This window comes from Finegoldia magna ATCC 29328 (genome assembly GCF_000010185.1).
Classification (GTDB): Bacteria; Bacillota; Clostridia; order Tissierellales; family Peptoniphilaceae; genus Finegoldia; species Finegoldia magna_H.
Genome location: NC_010376.1, coordinates 763,947 through 781,036, shown reverse-complemented (window position 1 = coordinate 781,036; position 17,090 = coordinate 763,947). Strand labels below are relative to the sequence as shown.

Here is a 17,090-nt window from a genome sequence, read left to right as displayed (position 1 = left end):
TACATGAGGAAGTGAGACATGTTTAATATTAACAAAAAAAATGTATCAAAAATAGATAAAACTCTAATCATTAGTGTTGTAATTCTTGTAATTTACGGGCTTATAGTTTTATACAGTGCTGGTTCAAGTTTATCCAATCACTATTTCAGAAAGCAGATTATTGCCACAATTATTGGAATAATTATCGTTTTATTTATAATTTCACTTGATAATCACATAATAAAAAAACTTAACATTCCAATGTACATAATTTGTAATGTTCTACTTGTTTTAGTTTTATTTTTTGGTGTCGGTGACGAGTGGGGTGCTAGAAGTTGGTTTAAATTCGGACCAATAAATTTTCAACCTTCTGAAATAATGAAGATAGTTCTTATTATTTCGCTTGCAAATATAATAGAATCCAATAAAAATAGCTTAAATAATCCAAAAACTTTATTAAAAATACTCATTTTTGCTTTCATTCCAGTAGCTTTAATTTTAAAACAACCAGACGCAGGAACAGCTATGGTATATACATTTATAATAATTGTAATGTTATTCACAGCTGGAATTGACTGGAAGTATTTGATAGGTGCAATCATATTAGGTATAGTTAGTTTACCTTTTTTATATTTGAGACTTGATCAATTTCAAAGAGATAGAATACTAAATTTTCTTCATCCTGAAAGAGATTTATCAAACACAGGATGGCAAGCTCTTCAAGGTAAAATTGCTATTGGTTCAGGGAAATTTACAGGTGAAGGCTTTTTAAAAGGAGTACAAAGTCAGTATAATTTTATTCCTGAGAAACAAACAGATTTTATTTTTGCAGTATTAGTTGAAGAATTTGGATTCTTAGGTGGATTTATTCTAATTTTATTATACGCTTTAATGCTTTACAGATGTGTGGTTATCGCTCAAAATTCGGATAATTTATACTCGCAATTATTAACAATTGGATTTGCGGCGATGTTCTTATTCCACATATTCGAAAATATAGGAATGACTGTCGGCGTAATGCCTATTACAGGTATTCCTTTACCATTCTTTAGTTATGGTGGAACATTTCAAATTATTAACTTAATTTCAATTGGTTTGATAATATCGTCATCAATTCAAAAAGATCCATTAAATTTCATTTAGGAGGAAGTATGAATAAAATAGAAAGTTTTAAAATTAATCACTTAAAATTAATGCCAGGCATTTATGTATCACGAAAAGACTATTTAGGTAATGAAGTACTAACTACTTTTGATTTAAGAATAACAGCGCCTAATAGAGAACCCGTTATGAACACAGCAGAAGTTCACGCAATAGAACATTTAGGAGCTACTTTTTTAAGAAACAAACTAGAAAATGAAGTAATTTATTTTGGACCGATGGGATGTAGAACAGGTTTTTATTTAATATTAGTTGGAGATAAAAAATCTGAAGATATCGTAGATTTAATTAAAGAGCTTTTTGAATTTATATCTAATTACGAAGGTGAAATACCTGGTCAATCAGCTAAAGACTGTGGGAATTATTCAGATATGAATTTAAGTATGGCGAAATTCTACTCTAATAAATATTTAAATGTTATAAATAACATAAAAAAAGAAAATTTAATATATCCAGAATAGAAAAAACACAATTTAGTTTATCTAAATTGTGTTTTTCTTTGCTCTATTTTTATCTAAATACGTTGTTTGAAGTTCAGTAAATCTCTTCTCATTCATTTTTTCAATATAATGTTTTCTACATAACGGCATATATGCTTCATTAGCTCCCAACTGTATTCTGTTTTTATCGTCTGATATACGATAACTTACCCATGCGTCGTTTCCACATACAGCACACACCGCATGATGCTTTTCTACGTAATCACATATTGGTAATAATTCCTTGACAAGTTGAAATGGCTTGGCTTTATAGTCCATGTCAAGACCAGCAGCTATTATTGTAAATCCTTTCTCTAAAAGATAATTAATTTGTTTTACAAAATGATCAGCTTTAGAATTTATAAATTGTATCTCATCTATTGCAATTACATTAACATCATGAGTTTTTGTATACTCGACTATATCATCAATATTATCAACATTTATTGCTTCTATTTCGTTTTTATCATGAGTTACTACTTTTTCCTTGGAATATCTAGAATCCATCCTCGGTTTAAATACAACAACATTATATTTAGCAATCTTAAATCTATTTACTTCTTTCCACAAACTAGATGTTTTCCCAGAAAACATAGATCCGGTATGCACTATTAATTTACCTTTATATTGATGCATACTAACTCCTTGAAATTTCTATTGATTTAATCATAATATCTTCTAAAGGTTTATCTGAAAAATCAGTATCTACTTTTGCGATTTTATCGACAACTTCCATTCCTTCAAAAACTTGCCCAAATACAGAATGCTTTCCATCTAACCAAAAACAACCGCCATTATTTTTATAAAAATCTTTTTGTTCTTCGTTCAAATCACATTCATCAAGATATTTAATATAATCTTTTCTAATTGAATTATTTTGAACTATGAAGAATTGAGATCCATTTGTATTTGGCCCAGAATTAGCCATTGATAATGCTCCTCTTATATTTTTTAAATTTTCAGAAAATTCATCTTCAAATGGCTTTTTCCAAATGCTTTCTCCGCCGTATCCACTTCCTTGTGGATCTCCTCCTTGAATCATAAAATCTTTAATAACTCTATGAAAAATTGTTCCATCATAATATCCTTCTTTTGCATGAGTCACAAAGTTTTCTACACAATTTGGAGCATCATTTTCAAACAAGCAAATTTTTATTTCTCCTAAATTTGTAGTTATATTTGCAATTAATTGATCTTTTTTAGGTATATCTGTTTGATACATATTTCCTCCATAAATAATTAAACTGCTTTATAAAAGCAGTTTAAAGTTTTGTATTTGAAGAGAAGTAATATCCTTCTCCCCATTTTGTTCTTATTATTATTGATTCGTTGTCTTTGATTTTCTCTCTTAATCTTTTAATATGAACATCTACAGTTCGAATATGAGATTGTGCGTCTTCCCATAATTTCGCTGCTAATTCCTTCCTTGAGAGAACTTTATCTTTATTAGAAACAAGTGCATATAGTAATTCGAATTCTCTTCCAGTTAACTCGACATCTTGACCATATCTCTTTACACTTCGTGATATCAGATTGAACTCGAATCCACCTATTTGCATTATATTTGAATTTTTGTTTTCACTATCAAAATCTGATTTTGTTCTTCTAAGAACAGCTCTAATTCTAGCCTTAAGCTCCAGCATATTAAATGGATAAACTACATAATCATCCGCTCCATATTCAAGAGCCAAAATTTTTTTCATATCATCGGATTCATCACTAACAAAAATTGTAGGAATAGAATATAATTTACTAATTTCCTTTTTGAAATCTAAACCTGTCCCATCCGAAAAATTCATATCACACAGCAAAAAATCGTAGTAACCTTTTTTTAGTTTTTCAAGTGCGTCTTGAATTGTTGAACATTCAGATACTTCATAATTTTCATCATTTGAAAAATTAAGAATAATCTCATCTTTATAGACGCTTGAAGGAAAAACTAATAGAATTCTAAGTTTCATAAATCAATTAGATAACTTCTATAAAGTGATCTGCCTTTTCTTTTACTTTTCCGATAATATTTCCAACTTGTCCAGATTCATGAAGCTTCTTAACAAGTTTATTAGCGTCATCTTCTGATAAAGCAATTAATAATCCACCTGAAGTTTGAGGATCAAAAACTACATCATCTACAAAGCTACTTACATTTTTGCTAATTTTTACATCATTTCTAATAAAGTTTCTATTATCATACGCTCCTTTTGGAACTAAACCCAAATTAACGAATTCTTCCACACCTTCAAAGATAGGTAAGTTTTTAGAATCAATTTCTATAGTCAAGTCTGAACCTTTTGCCATTTCTAGAGCATGGCCACATAATCCAAATCCTGTTACGTCAGTAGCAGCGTGAACATCTAATCCGTCACAAGCTTCTTTGGCATATTTATTTAAAGTAGACATAGATTTGATAACTTCGTCAAATAATTTTTGATTATCCATTCCGCCTTTAATAGCTGTATTTACAATCCCTACTCCTAGCTTTTTAGTTAAAACAATAACGTCTCCTACCTTAGCAGTGGAATTTGCCCAGATTTTATCTGGATGATTGATTCCAGTTACAGATAGACCATATTTAGGTTCATCATCTTGTATAGTGTGTCCACCTACTAAAAGGCATCCAGCTTCTTTAGCTTTATCAGCTCCACCTTTTAATATTTCTACTAAAATATCTTGATTCATACAATCTGAAAAACAAACAATATTTAAGGCTAACAAAGGATCAGATCCCATAGCATATAAATCACTTAAAGAGTTTGCTGCAGCTACTTGACCAAATGTGTATGGATCATTAACAACTGGTGTAAAGAAATCTAAAGATTGAATTAAACATAAATCATCTCTTACTTTATATACTGCACAGTCATCACTTGTATCTAACCCAACAACTAGATTTTCATCATTAATTTTTTCAAGATGGCTTAGCACTTCAGCCAACTTGCCCGGTCCGATTTTTGCTGCACATCCCGCCGTTTGAGTAAACTCAGTTAATTTTACATCTTCTGGTTTAATTGTTTTGTACTTTTTGTCTAACATTTTTTTATCTCCTTTAATCTATAGTTATTAAACTTTTTAATGATTCAAAAGTTTTTTCACCTATACCATCGACATTTTTTAGTTCTTCAATTTTTTTAAATTGATTCTTCTCTCTAAATTCTATTATTTTCTTTGCTTTAGAAGGTCCAATTCCTGGTAATGTTTGTAGTTTATTGCTATCTGCAGTGTTGATATTTACAAGATTGGTAGAGTTATTATCCTTTAACGTAACTATCTGGGAGTTTTCGGTATTATGGTTTTGTAGCTTTGAAATTTCATTTTTTGATGGAATAAAAATTTTCATTTCATCTTTTAGCTTCATTGCCAAATTAACACTCTTAGTATCAGCATCTTTTGTAAATCCACCAGCTAAATCAATAATATCTTTAATTCTATCATCTTTTTTAAAAGAGTAAACTCCTGGCTTATTAACACAACCATCTATCTGGCACATTTTCGAAGAATTATCTTCATTTTCTTTATTCTCAACTTCTGATTGATTATTTATATTATCATTTTGTTTTGTATCAACAATAGATTGAATCTGATTACTATTTAAACTATCAGAACTTGATTTATAGTAACCAAAACCAGCTAAAGCAATAATTGCTATACCTATGATAATCTTATCCTTAGAAAAATTGAAGTTCATAACACGCCTCTTTTATCCATATATATAATAATATCACAAGCTTAAGCAATTCGTCCAATAAAAAAAGCTATTAGTATTAATACTAATAGCCTATATTTTTAATTAAGAATTCTTCTAGCTGTTACGAATGTATCCGAATAATAATTCGAATCAATATCTGAAATAATTACACCTGTACTTGGAGTTGAGGCATGAATCATTTTTCCATTTCCTACGTAAATACCAACATGTGATATACTTCCAGAACCATTTGTGCTAAAGAACAATAAATCTCCTTGCTTTAAATTATTTTTACTTACAGGATATCCATTATTTGACTGCGCTGCTGAGTTTCTATAAAGCGATATACCACATACTTTATTATATAAATAGCTTGTTAATCCTGAACAATCAAATCCTACGCCTGGTTGAGCTGAACCCCATACATATTTTTCTCCCAAATAATTATATGCAGCTTGTGCCACAGCACTTCCAGAACCACCTTCGTTAGATCTTACAACTTTAGCTTTAGATTCTTTTTTATATGAATCTGTCGATTCTGCATTACTTGATTGGTTTAAATCAACCTTATCATCTTGTACATAATTTACGGAAATATATCTTCCTTCTGAAATCTTAATCCAATATTTTCCTTTGATTCCGCTAACCTTAGTGCCTTTTTCTAATACTGAAACAACATTAGAATCCATGCTATCATTATCTCTAACATTTACAGATTCTTTTACGTATCCTGTATAGTTTGTTCCTTCAAAGCTTGTAGATTTTGAGCTTTTTATTTGCTCATTACTTTTAATTTCTGAAGTTTGAATTTTATCGAATGCTTTTTCTTTTATTTCTTTATTTTGCAAATATTTTAAACTAATGAAACCATTTTTCCCATTTGCAGAAGTTTTAAACCATCCATCTTCAAGTTTACCTTGTACTTTAGTGTTCTTTTCTAAAACACCTAGTTTATCAGAACTGATTGATTTATCGCTTCTTAGATAAACTGGAGATTTAACCCACATTTCTACTAATTTTTCAGAGGATTTAGATTTTCCTTCAGATTTTTCAGTTTTAGTTTGTGGACTTTTTTTAGAAACTTCCTTTTTGCTTTCTGAAATTACTTTTTTATTTGATTTTTCATTAGCTAAGAAGCTCTTACTTACGTATGCTTCTTTGTTCTTATAGTTAATCTTTGCCCAAGCATTATCGCTATTATCTTTAACAACAACTTTAGTATCTTTTGGCAAAACACCTATTGCTTCAGAATCTTTATCCGCTTTTTCTCTTACAAACAAATCTCCAGTTGTTGATTTTGTTATGTTTGAATAAATTTTTTCTTCTTCATTTTCAGAATTTCTTGAAAGAGTTAATGAAGCAACTTCAGATTTTTCTTTCTTTAATTCTGATTTTTTTGAATTTTCAGCTACAGAAGTTTTCCCAATAACTTCTTTTGCATGTTTTTCTTCTTTATTATTTGAATCCTTTTTTGTATCTACTTTTTCACTCTTATTTTTATATGTAGAAACGTTATTACTGAAAGCAATCAATTCTTGCTTATTTGTTTTTTCTTGTTTTGTTTCAGAATTAATTTCTTCTTTAGATTTATCATCTTGTTTTTTAGATATTGTTTTTGTGGAATCATTTAATACGTTTCTTACTTGTGAATTTCTTATTTCATTAAGTGCTTTTTCTTTTTCTTCAGCTCTTTGATTCAATGTCGAGTCGTTTTTTACTGCAACTGAATATTTTGAATCAAGTGATTGATTTGATTCAATACTATTGTCTCCTATTAAAGTTGTAGAACTTAAATAAGGCGATACAAAAGTTCCTACAGCTATAACTGAAGCCAATCCTATAGATAAGCCAAGTCCTTTTTTATTCATATTAACTTCCTCCTAATACATCCTAAGATTATATTAAAAGAATAAAAAACATATGTCAAGTAAATTCAACAAAAAAGTTACAAATAAGTTTCAAAAAAGTAATAATTGTAACATTTTTGTCATAATTGGAGATTTTACAATTTGATTTATTTACCAAAAAAAAATCTATTCTCATTAGAATAGATTTTTTAATCAATATTAATTTATTAAATTTCCATTAATTCTGTTTCTTTATCAGTAACAATATTGTCAATTTCTTTTGTTAATTTATCTGTTAAAGATTGGATATCATCTAATAGTACGTGTAATTCATCTTCAGAAATTTCTGCATTCTTTTCCATTTTTTTTGCATCGTCTACAAAATCTCTTCTTATAGATCTAATAGTAACTTTTGATTTTTCACCATATTCTTTAACTACCTTAGTCAATTCTTTTCTTCTGTCTTCAGTTAATTGTGGAAATGGTAATCTTATAATAGTTCCATCATTAGAAGGAGTAATTCCCAAATTTGAAGCTTGAATTTGTTTTTCGATTTCTTTCATTATAGATTTATCCCATGGTTGAATTGTAAGTAGTCTAGCTTCAGGTGCAGAAATAGTAGCTACTTGTTTTAAAGGTGTTGAAGTGCCATAATATTCTACCATAATGTTATCCAATATACTTGGATTAGCTCGTCCAGCTCTTACTGTTTTTAACTCTTCTTTTAGTGCGTGTAATGTTTTGTCAGCTTTTGTTTCCATATCTTTTAAAATTTGTTTACTCATTTTTATCCCCCTCAACAATTGTTCCTATATTCTCTCCATGAGAAACTCTAATTATATTTTTAGGATCATCTATTCCAAATACCACTAAACCCATATTATTTTCCATGCAAAGTGATGTAGCAGTTGCATCCATTATACCTAAACCTTTGTTCAAAATATCAATATAAGTTAATTTATCATATTTAATGGCATTTTTGTTTTTATTTGGATCAGAATCGTATATACCGTCAGTTCCTCTTTTGCCTGCTAAGATAACATCTGCATTAATTTCTACTGCACGTAAAGCCGCTGTTGTATCAGTTGAAAAATAAGGCAATCCAGTTCCTGCTGCAAATATTACAATTCTACCTTTTTCGATATGTCTTATAGCCCTTCTTCTAATATAAGGTTCTGCAACTTGTTTCATATCTATCGCAGTTTGAACCCTAGTTTGAATACCTTTTGCCTCTAATGATGCTTGTAATCTTAAAGCATTTATAGTTGTACCCAACATTCCCATTGAATCAGATGTGGCTCTATCTATTTTAGAAGATCTACCTCGCCAGAAATTACCACCACCAACAACTATAGCTATTTCTAACCCTTCATCATGAACAACTTTTATGGCATCACAAATGCTTTCTATAATATCGTCATCTAGTCCATGTCCTTGATCTCCACTTAAAGCTTCACCGCTTAATTTTAATAGAACTCTTTTATATTTTAAACTCAAAATTTCCTCCTAATTAATAATAAGGTTTTCTTTAATTAATCATACCAAATTAAGATTTTAAAATCAATATGATAATATGTAAAATAAAAAAGCTGCAATATAAATATTGCAGCAATAATTTTTATTGACCCATTTGTTTTTTTACTTCTTCAGCAAAATCTTCGTTTTTCTTTTCTAGACCTTCACCAACTTCAAATCTAGCAAATCTACGAATTTTAATGTTTTCACCAATTTTTGCAATTAAATCTGTTAGTAATTGTTCTACAGTTTTATTAGGATCTTTAATGAATGGTTGTTCTAACAAACAAATTTGTGAATAGAATTTATTAATTCTTCCTTCTACTTTCTTTTCAGCAATCATTTTTGCTTTATCTTCAGGAATATTTTTTCCATCATTTTCATTTAATGCTTGATGAATTAAAACTTCTTTTTCTTTTTCAACTTCTTCAGCTGGAACTTCTTCACGACTTACATATTTTGGATTAGATGCTACAACTTGCATTGCTATATCTTTTGCAAAATTTTTGAATTCTTCATTCTTAGCAACGAAATCTGTTTCACTGTTAATTTCAACTAAAGAAGCTATCTTTCCTCCGTGAATATAAGTTTCAACAATACCTTCAGATGCTAGTCTTCCAGCTTTCTTTTCTGCTCCTGCAAGTCCTTTTTCTCTTAAAAGCTCAACTGCTTTTTCAATATTTCCATCTGCTTCAGAAAGAACTTTCTTGCAATCCATCATTCCTGCACCAGTTTTTTCTCTTAATTCCTTAACCATACTAGCAGTAATTTGTGCCATTTTATTACCTCCAATTAAATTAAAAAGCGACTGTCAAACAATTATTTAATTTTAAGTTTAACTGTCGCTTATATATTATTATTCTTCGTCTGATTCTTCTTCAGAATTTTCTACAAATTCTTTTAAATCTTCTTCTGATACTAATTCTTCATCTGTTTCTTCAGTATCATTTTCAGTTTCAGAATAAACATCTTCTGAATCTTCACGACCTTGATTTGCTTCTATAACAGCATCTGCAATTGTAGATGTTAATAATTTTACAGCTCTAATTGCATCGTCATTACCAGGAATAGCAATATCCAATTCATCTGGATCACAGTTTGTATCTACAATACCTACTACTGGTATTCCTAATATTTTTGCTTCGTGAACAGCAATGTATTCTTTTTTAGGATCAACTACGAAAAGTACACTTGGCATTTTGTTCATTTTTCTGATACCGCCAAGATTTTTTTCAAGTTTTTCTCTTTCTCTTTCTAATTGGCTAACTTCTTTTTTAGGTAAAAGATCGAAAGTTCCATCTTCTTCCATTTCATATAATTTGTGAAGTCTATTAATTCTTGTTTTGATAGTTTTGTAGTTTGTTAACATACCACCTAACCATCTTTGGCTTACAAAGTGTTGTCCACATCTTTTTGCTTCTGTTTCAATTGCTTCTTGAGCTTGTTTTTTTGTTCCAACAAAAAGCACTTCTCCACCATCTGCAACGATGTCTCTTACATAATTGTAAGCATCGTCAATTTGTTTTACAGTTTTTTGAAGATCTATTATATAGATTCCATTTCTTTCTGTAAATATAAATTTTGACATTTTTGGGTTCCATCTTCTTGTTTGATGTCCAAAGTGAACCCCAGCTTCTAACAATGATTTCATTGATACTACTGACATTTTTCTACCTCCGTTTTTTTTCCTCCAGACGACTCACCTACAAATACGACATTTAAGCAACTGTATTTGTATCATCGGCTGTGTGTTTTACTTAGAAAGTATATCATAAATAATTTTATTTTTCAAGCTTTTTATAATTACATTTTTCGTTAGAGCAAAGTACGGATTCACCACGTCTATTTTTTCTATGAACTAATAAGCTTCCACATTCAGGACATTTTTCTCCAGTAGGTTTATCCCATAAAGCAAAGTCACAATTTGGATAATTTTCGCATCCATAAAAAACCTTACCTCTTTTAGACACTTTTTCAATAATTCTATGTCCACATTTTGGACATTTTACCTTTGTATCTTTTACTATCGTTTCTGTGTACTTACACTCAGGAAATGCACTGCATCCGATAAATTTTCCGTTTCTTCCATGCTTTATTACCAAATCATTGCCACATTCTGGGCATTTTCTTCCAATTGGTTCATCTTTAACTTTAAATTTATCTTGTGCATTTTTTGCATTAACTAAATCTTCATTAAATCCATTATAAAAATCTCTAATTACTTTTTTCCATTCAACGTCGTTTTCGGCAATATTATCTAATTCATTCTCCATCTCTGCAGTAAATTTTTCATTGATAATTGAATCAAAGTATTTAACTACAAATTCACAAACTTTTTCACCAATTTCAGTTGTATAGAATTTTTTTTCTTTAAGTTCAACGTAATTTCTGGACAAAATACTGCTAATAATAGACGCATAAGTGCTTGGTCTACCAATACCATCTTCTTCTAGCGTTTTTACCAAACTTGCTTCTGTATATCTAGGTTTTGGTTTAGTAAAGTGCTGTTTAGGTTCGATTTCATTTGAAGATATAGCTTCTCTATCTTTTAATTCTGGTAATTCACTATCTTTAGTGTTTAATGAATAAACTCTTGTAAATCCATCAAAAATAACAACATTGCCATTAGATCTAAAGGTGTATCCATTATTATCAAAATCAATTGATGTAGATAAATATCTTGCATCTTTCATCTGACTAGCAACAGTTCTTTCCCAAATCAACTTATATAGTTTGTATTGATCTTCGGTCAAATATTTTTTAATTTCATTCGGTCTTCTTTTTACAGACGATGGTCTAATTCCTTCGTGTGCATCTTGTGATCCTTTTTTCTTTTTGGAATAATCATATCCTCTTGTTGCATATTGTTTTCCATAAAGCTCATTAATAATATCTAAACAATCATTAACACAAACCTGAGAAATCCTTGTTGAATCAGTTCTCATATAAGTAATCAAACCTACTGACCCTTCGCTTCCCAAACTAATTCCTTCATATAGCTGTTGAGCAATTCTCATCGTTTTTGACGTTTGAAAATATAACTTTTTATATGCCTCTTGTTGAAGTGTCGATGTTGTAAATGGAGCGTATGGTTTTCTTGCTTTTTTTTGTTGCTTTATTGAGTCTACAACGAATTTATCAGATAAATCATTTAAAATTTTATCAGCTTCATCTTTGTTTTTTATATTTATTTTATTAGATTTATCGCTTTTTGAATAATATAGTTCAGAATCAAAATCTAATTTATCTTTTGATAAGTTTGCATGAATTGACCAGTATTCTTCTGGCTCAAACTCTCTTATTTCTTTTTCTCTTTCACAAATTAGTCTTAATGCTACAGACTGTACTCTACCAGCACTTAGTCCTGATTTAACTTTCTTCCATAATAATGGAGAAATGCTATAACCTACAATACGATCCAAAACTCTTCTTGCTTGTTGAGCATCTACCAATTTTAAATCAATAGCTTCCGGCTTTTTGATTGCTTCTTTTACGGAGTCTTTTGTTATCTCTTGAAATTTTACTCTATTTTCTTCCTTCGGATTTATTCCTAATAAATAGCACAAATGCCAAGAAATGGCTTCTCCTTCTCTATCAGGGTCAGTTGCCAAGAATATTTTTTGAGAATTCTTATAATCTTTTTTTAAAGCATTAATAACATTAGCTTTACCACGAACATTGATATATCGTGGTTCAAAATCATTCTCTATATCTATCCCCAGTTTGCTTTTCGGTAAATCTCTTAAATGACCTATAGTAGCTACAACTTTATATCCAGAGCCTAACATTTTTTGAATTGTTTTTGCTTTGGTTGGAGATTCCACTACTACTAGCTTTTTGTTTGCCATTAAAAGTCTATCCTTTCTATTAATTTTCTTGTAATTTTAATCTTAATTCACTTATAGATTCTGTAGAAATTTGATCTTTTCTTATTCCCAATTTATTTATAATCTGAGTCAAATGTTCTTCATTTTTAACTTCAATTTCTAAATATGGGTATGGATAAAAATCTTTATCCCAACGATCAAAGTCTAATCTTGCACCCATAAACTCAAAAGATTTTCTTTCTTTTTTAGATGAAGATTGCTTATCTAATTTAACAAATCTTAATATTTGTTTCAAGTTTTCTTCGTTATCAAATTCTATAGTATATTCATCATAATGTCTAACATTTGTATCATTAATCCTTTTTTTATAAGTCAGATACTTCTTAGTTTTGTTATTGAAAATATCTTCTGTAATTCTAATTCTAAGATAATCACTATTATTAATTAAATCAAAATCATTAGATTCGATTAAAATATTATCTTGTATTTCGTGAGCTATCATTTTAGCTCCCATTTCAATAGCTTTATCCATTAAAGCATTAAAATCATCAGTAAACACCTTACATTCTAATTCTTTTTCCATATTATTCCTTAATTTTCTTAACTTTAAAATCTATATAATCTGATGATACACAATGTACATTTATTCCATCAATTTTCCCTTGTACGACATTTAGATGACCGTAACCGTGTAAATGTCCATATATTAAATCTGTAACATTATAATTTTTTAAACAATTAAACAACTCATTGGGCTGTTTGTTAATATCAAAAGGTGGATAATGAAGCATCATAATAATATCATTGTCATTTCTAACACTTTCCAAACTCATATTAACTCTTAATATTTCTCTTTGAAAAATTTTTTCATCTTTTTCTGTAGCTTCTTTACTTGTCGGATCAAGCCATCCACGCGAGCCACATATATTAATATCTCCTAAATCAAGTGAATCATTTTGAATAAAACTAATAGATTCTAAATCTAATTTTCTTAGTTTACTTATACCTGACCACCAATAATCATGGTTACCTCTAGTTAATATTTTTCTGCCAGGGCTCTTATCAATTCTTTTTAAATCTACAAGTGCATCATCTAATTGCATAGCCCAGGAAATATCCCCAGGTATAAGAATAATATCTTGATCATTCAGTTTTCCTAGATTATGAAATATCTTTTCTTCATAATTATCCCAATTATCACCAAACACATCCATCGATTTTTCTTTTGTATAATCCAGATGTAAATCACCTATTGCATATATCATAATTACTTTAACTCAATTTTCTTATATATTATGTCTAGTTCATTCAACAATTGCTCATCTCTGTTTTGGCAAGAAAAAAGTATTATTTGATTATTATTTGAAATTTTAAATAACAAATCAAGACATTTCTTATATCTTACATCATCTAATTGAACAAAACAATCATCTAATATCATCAAATAATCAAGACCCATTAATTCTTCGAGTACACTTATTCTGATAAAAACAGAAAGCAAGTCAAATGTTCCGGAGCTTAAATGTTTTTGTTCGTAAAACTTTACTCCATCATAAATACTAACATCTAAATTTTCATCAACTCTGAATCTGTCCTTGTCTTTAGTTGAATATGCCATCATTTCTGAGACTTTCTTGTTAATTCTTGGAATAAAATTTTTGTGTAGTTTATTTATACTTTTATTAATTAAATCCATAGCTAATTCTATAGATATAATTTCATTTTCATATTTTTGAATATTCTCATTGATATCTGATAATTTTTCTTCTTTTTCTAGTAATAGATTTACTGATTTTTCAAGGATTTTAGTCCTTTCATATAATTTCGCATTTTTCTCGATAGATTCATCAATTTCTTTATTAAGTACATTGATATCTTTTATATCATTATCATCTAGTTTTATTGAATCCGAATCCACATTATCCAATAAAATACTAAAATCATACTCAGATGATATCTTTTGAAGTTGATCATCTTTATCTGAAATTCTATGAATCAATTGATCGTACTCTATCCTTTTTCTTCTATAATCTTCAACATCGATATTCTTCAAGTTTTTTGATGAAGATAAAATACTGTTAATTTTAGACTTAGAGTTTTCATCTTCATTAATAATAGAATCTAGTCTTAAGTCAATACCTTTAATTTGCTCTTCCAAAGTGTTCAAATAATCAATACTTTTATCCATATTTGAATCGTATCTAAAATCATTAATTACTTCATTGTGGCTTTTATATCTCATATTTGTAATTTGATTAATTTTTTGCACAATTTTATTTAATTGACGAGTAAAAGATAATTTCCTAAGTTTACTCAAAAAAATAACCACAATATAATACAGAACAAATAAAATAGGAGCAATAACAAATTCTTTTGTTTTTCCCATCATATAAATCATTGCAGAAGCAATAATTGTAAATATAAGTCCAATAACAATTAATTTAATGTTTAATTTAGCAATTCCATTTAACTTTCCATTTAAATTATTAATTTCTTCAATATACTTACTAATTGTTTCATAGTTACTTAATTTTGCTTTTAATTGGTAGTAATCCTTATTTAATAATTTTTTCTTCTTCGATAACTCATTAAATTTAATTCTGTTTTCATTTAATATTTTATTCTCATGTTCCAAACTATTAACATCATTTTCATTAATATCATTGATGTATTTTATCTTTGATATTGTATCTAGTAAGCTTGCTTTTTCTTTTAAAATCTGCATTTTATAATTTTTTGCATCTTCTATTTTTTCAATATCATTTTTCTTATGCAAACTAACTAATTTTTCTTTATTTAAAATCAGACTTTCATGTTTAAATTTGTACTCATTTAATTTGTTTAAACTATCTTCGTACTCTTTTTTATCATTGTTAATATTTTTGATTTCATCCTCTAAATCAAACTTTTTTTGATACAAACTACCCAAGGGTTTGGATTTAGATTGTTTTGTTCCTATACTCGACTTCATCTTCTCTAAATTATCGAGAGCTTTTTTAAACGAAACTGAATCATTATTACTATCTGATGAATTCAATAGCATATCTACAATAGAATTCACATTCTTATTTTCTGAATCTAGTTCTTTTAAGTTAGAAAAAACAGTTGATGTAAAAATATCCGAAGGCATTTTGAAAAAATATTCACCAGGAAAAGACAAATTATCTCTGTTAAACCCATCTAAATCAGTTTCATTGTTACCTGTAGTTTCGTTAAAAATATTAAAATATTTTTCTTTGAAATTTCGATATATTACATATCTTTTATCATCTTTCTCCACTAAAATACTGCCCTCATAGTTTTCGTTATTCCAAGGGCGGTATTTCTCGTAATCTTCAGTATAAACAGTTCTCTTTAAATAAGGTTTAACAAATCCATAAAATACACCTTCAATAAATTTGGATATAGTGGTTTTCCCTGATTCATTTAACCCGTAAATTAGATTAAATTTGTCTCCAAATTCTATTGTGTAATTATTAAATCTGCCAAACGATATCAAATCTAATCTAATAATTTTCATAAATTATTCTCCATCAAAGAATGAATTCCTAAATCAATTGCTCTTTTAACTATAGGATCATTTGAATCCAAGTTCTTTGTCTCTTCAATAAAGTAACCCAGCACATTATTTCTATTGAATTCATAAATTTTATCCAAATTTATATTTGATTCTGTATTATCAACAATTACTACATATTCACAATATTTTTTTAAACTTTCTTGTAACGAATCTATATCCAGATCAAATCCATCTTCTAATTGTCCTTTTAGATTAATTCTAATATAATTTTTCTTATCTTCGAGCAAACATTTAGATAACGCACCAACTAAATCATAATAACTAAATTTATCTGATATATTATATTCAAACTCATTAAAATTTGATTCAGAACAATCTAAAAAATCCATGTCTAGTTTATTATCAACTATACTACCTATAACCGCTCCATGCCTTCCCTGTTCTTTAAAACTCAACGGTTCTATCGAGCCTGGATACACAAATTTATCATTAAAAATCGTAGGTTTATGTATATGCCCTAACGCTACATAATCAAAGCCCAAATTATTTACTTTTTCTTGATCAAAAAACATATAACTATTATTATCATTCAATAAATCAGAATGTATCATTAAAACATTAGTTTTTAATTTGTCTAGTTTTAGATCATTAAAAATATCCATGAAATCGTAATTATTTTTATTGTAGGTTATGCCATAAACATCAGTATCATCAAATTCTATTTTTTCAAGACAATCCTTTTTAAAAACATTTATATTATCGCTAATATTTACCATATCCCATAAATTATCATTGTATATAGGGTCGTGATTTCCACCAATAATACAAATTTGTGAATTTGTCCTGGAAAATAAATCAATTAAACGATTCATATCACTTATGCTAAAATTCTCTAAATTATACAAATCTCCAGACAAAAAAATATAATCAACATTTTTATCAATGCTATATTTGATTAATTTTTCAACCGATGTCCAAATTCTTTGTCTCCTTATTTTAGACATAGATTGAGGAATTGAAGATTTTTCAAATTTCATGCCTAAGTGAAAATCAGCTGCATGTATAAACTTCAAAATA

At 28.4% G+C, this 17,090-nt stretch carries 17 protein-coding genes; 2 read left to right on the top strand and 15 right to left on the bottom strand.

Annotated features, from left to right (window positions below; genetic code table 11):
- Positions 1-18 precede the first annotated feature (18 nt).
- Positions 19-1,122: a rod shape-determining protein RodA gene (rodA, locus tag FMG_RS03890; RefSeq protein ID WP_012290583.1), complete on the top strand. Its 1,104-nt coding sequence runs from the start codon at positions 19-21 to the stop codon at positions 1,120-1,122.
- Positions 1,123-1,130: 8 nt separating this feature from the next.
- A complete protein-coding gene (locus FMG_RS03885; RefSeq protein ID WP_002841719.1) occupies positions 1,131-1,601 on the top strand; it encodes an S-ribosylhomocysteine lyase in 471 nt (156 codons plus the stop codon).
- 21 nt (positions 1,602-1,622) lie between these two features.
- On the opposite strand, the gene FMG_RS03880 is transcribed toward FMG_RS03885, so the two are convergent.
- From FMG_RS03880 to FMG_RS03810, 15 genes are all read right to left on the bottom strand, one after another.
- On the bottom strand, positions 1,623-2,255 hold the full coding sequence (locus FMG_RS03880; RefSeq protein ID WP_012290582.1) for a thymidine kinase: 633 nt from the start codon (positions 2,253-2,255) through the stop codon (positions 1,623-1,625).
- Position 2,256: 1 nt separating this feature from the next.
- Positions 2,257-2,841, bottom strand: a complete 585-nt coding sequence (locus FMG_RS03875; protein ID WP_012290581.1) for a peptidylprolyl isomerase — start codon at positions 2,839-2,841, stop codon at positions 2,257-2,259.
- A gap of 40 nt (positions 2,842-2,881) precedes the next feature.
- Positions 2,882-3,580 (bottom strand): response regulator transcription factor, encoded by a 699-nt coding sequence (locus FMG_RS03870; RefSeq protein ID WP_002838404.1) that lies wholly within the window; start codon positions 3,578-3,580, stop codon positions 2,882-2,884.
- Between the two features lie 7 nt (positions 3,581-3,587).
- Positions 3,588-4,652: a selenide, water dikinase SelD gene (selD, locus tag FMG_RS03865; RefSeq protein WP_012290580.1), complete on the bottom strand. Its 1,065-nt coding sequence runs from the start codon at positions 4,650-4,652 to the stop codon at positions 3,588-3,590.
- Between the two features lie 13 nt (positions 4,653-4,665).
- The gene (locus FMG_RS03860; RefSeq protein ID WP_012290579.1) at positions 4,666-5,304 is read right to left on the bottom strand and encodes a helix-hairpin-helix domain-containing protein; all 639 of its coding nucleotides are present in this window, start codon (positions 5,302-5,304) and stop codon (positions 4,666-4,668) included.
- Positions 5,305-5,402: 98 nt separating this feature from the next.
- Positions 5,403-7,172, bottom strand: coding sequence for a C40 family peptidase (locus tag FMG_RS03855; RefSeq protein WP_012290578.1), 1,770 nt, complete (start codon positions 7,170-7,172; stop codon positions 5,403-5,405).
- A gap of 206 nt (positions 7,173-7,378) precedes the next feature.
- Complete coding sequence (frr, locus tag FMG_RS03850; protein ID WP_002838260.1) at positions 7,379-7,936, bottom strand: ribosome recycling factor; 558 nt, start codon at positions 7,934-7,936, stop codon at positions 7,379-7,381.
- Entirely contained in the window at positions 7,929-8,648 is a 720-nt protein-coding gene (pyrH, locus tag FMG_RS03845) for a UMP kinase (RefSeq protein WP_002838447.1), read from the bottom strand. Before pyrH ends, frr begins: the two co-directional genes overlap by 8 nt.
- A gap of 121 nt (positions 8,649-8,769) precedes the next feature.
- On the bottom strand, positions 8,770-9,444 hold the full coding sequence (tsf, locus tag FMG_RS03840) for a translation elongation factor Ts (RefSeq protein WP_002838199.1): 675 nt from the start codon (positions 9,442-9,444) through the stop codon (positions 8,770-8,772).
- Positions 9,445-9,522: 78 nt separating this feature from the next.
- Entirely contained in the window at positions 9,523-10,332 is an 810-nt protein-coding gene (gene rpsB / locus FMG_RS03835) for a 30S ribosomal protein S2 (protein ID WP_002838265.1), read from the bottom strand.
- A gap of 115 nt (positions 10,333-10,447) precedes the next feature.
- Positions 10,448-12,514 carry a type I DNA topoisomerase gene (topA, locus tag FMG_RS03830; protein WP_012290577.1) on the bottom strand — a complete coding sequence of 689 codons (2,067 nt, stop codon included), beginning with the start codon at positions 12,512-12,514 and terminating at the stop codon, positions 10,448-10,450.
- A 19-nt stretch (positions 12,515-12,533) separates the two neighbouring features.
- Positions 12,534-13,076: a class IV adenylate cyclase gene (locus FMG_RS03825; RefSeq protein ID WP_012290576.1), complete on the bottom strand. Its 543-nt coding sequence runs from the start codon at positions 13,074-13,076 to the stop codon at positions 12,534-12,536.
- Between the two features lies 1 nt (position 13,077).
- Positions 13,078-13,758 (bottom strand): metallophosphoesterase, encoded by a 681-nt coding sequence (locus tag FMG_RS03820; RefSeq protein WP_012290575.1) that lies wholly within the window; start codon positions 13,756-13,758, stop codon positions 13,078-13,080.
- 2 nt (positions 13,759-13,760) lie between these two features.
- Positions 13,761-16,013: an ATP-binding protein gene (locus tag FMG_RS03815; protein WP_012290574.1), complete on the bottom strand. Its 2,253-nt coding sequence runs from the start codon at positions 16,011-16,013 to the stop codon at positions 13,761-13,763.
- The gene (locus FMG_RS03810; RefSeq protein WP_012290573.1) at positions 16,010-17,086 is read right to left on the bottom strand and encodes a metallophosphoesterase family protein; all 1,077 of its coding nucleotides are present in this window, start codon (positions 17,084-17,086) and stop codon (positions 16,010-16,012) included. Before FMG_RS03810 ends, FMG_RS03815 begins: the two co-directional genes overlap by 4 nt.
- Positions 17,087-17,090: the final 4 nt, after the last annotated feature.

What these genes read in the sequence shown, in the direction of transcription:
- rodA (WP_012290583.1), top strand. Translation starts at nt 19, where the DNA reads ATGTTTAATATTAACAAAAAAAATGTATCAAAAATAGATAAAACTCTA.
- FMG_RS03885 (WP_002841719.1), top strand. Translation starts at nt 1,131, where the DNA reads ATGAATAAAATAGAAAGTTTTAAAATTAATCACTTAAAATTAATGCCA.
- FMG_RS03880 (WP_012290582.1), bottom strand. Translation starts at nt 2,255, where the DNA reads ATGCATCAATATAAAGGTAAATTAATAGTGCATACCGGATCTATGTTT.
- FMG_RS03875 (WP_012290581.1), bottom strand. Translation starts at nt 2,841, where the DNA reads ATGTATCAAACAGATATACCTAAAAAAGATCAATTAATTGCAAATATA.
- FMG_RS03870 (WP_002838404.1), bottom strand. Translation starts at nt 3,580, where the DNA reads ATGAAACTTAGAATTCTATTAGTTTTTCCTTCAAGCGTCTATAAAGAT.
- selD (WP_012290580.1), bottom strand. Translation starts at nt 4,652, where the DNA reads ATGTTAGACAAAAAGTACAAAACAATTAAACCAGAAGATGTAAAATTA.
- FMG_RS03860 (WP_012290579.1), bottom strand. Translation starts at nt 5,304, where the DNA reads ATGAACTTCAATTTTTCTAAGGATAAGATTATCATAGGTATAGCAATT.
- FMG_RS03855 (WP_012290578.1), bottom strand. Translation starts at nt 7,172, where the DNA reads ATGAATAAAAAAGGACTTGGCTTATCTATAGGATTGGCTTCAGTTATA.
- frr (WP_002838260.1), bottom strand. Translation starts at nt 7,936, where the DNA reads ATGAGTAAACAAATTTTAAAAGATATGGAAACAAAAGCTGACAAAACA.
- tsf (WP_002838199.1), bottom strand. Translation starts at nt 9,444, where the DNA reads ATGGCACAAATTACTGCTAGTATGGTTAAGGAATTAAGAGAAAAAACT.
- rpsB (WP_002838265.1), bottom strand. Translation starts at nt 10,332, where the DNA reads ATGTCAGTAGTATCAATGAAATCATTGTTAGAAGCTGGGGTTCACTTT.
- topA (WP_012290577.1), bottom strand. Translation starts at nt 12,514, where the DNA reads ATGGCAAACAAAAAGCTAGTAGTAGTGGAATCTCCAACCAAAGCAAAA.
- FMG_RS03825 (WP_012290576.1), bottom strand. Translation starts at nt 13,076, where the DNA reads ATGGAAAAAGAATTAGAATGTAAGGTGTTTACTGATGATTTTAATGCT.
- FMG_RS03820 (WP_012290575.1), bottom strand. Translation starts at nt 13,758, where the DNA reads ATGATATATGCAATAGGTGATTTACATCTGGATTATACAAAAGAAAAA.
- FMG_RS03815 (WP_012290574.1), bottom strand. Translation starts at nt 16,013, where the DNA reads ATGAAAATTATTAGATTAGATTTGATATCGTTTGGCAGATTTAATAAT.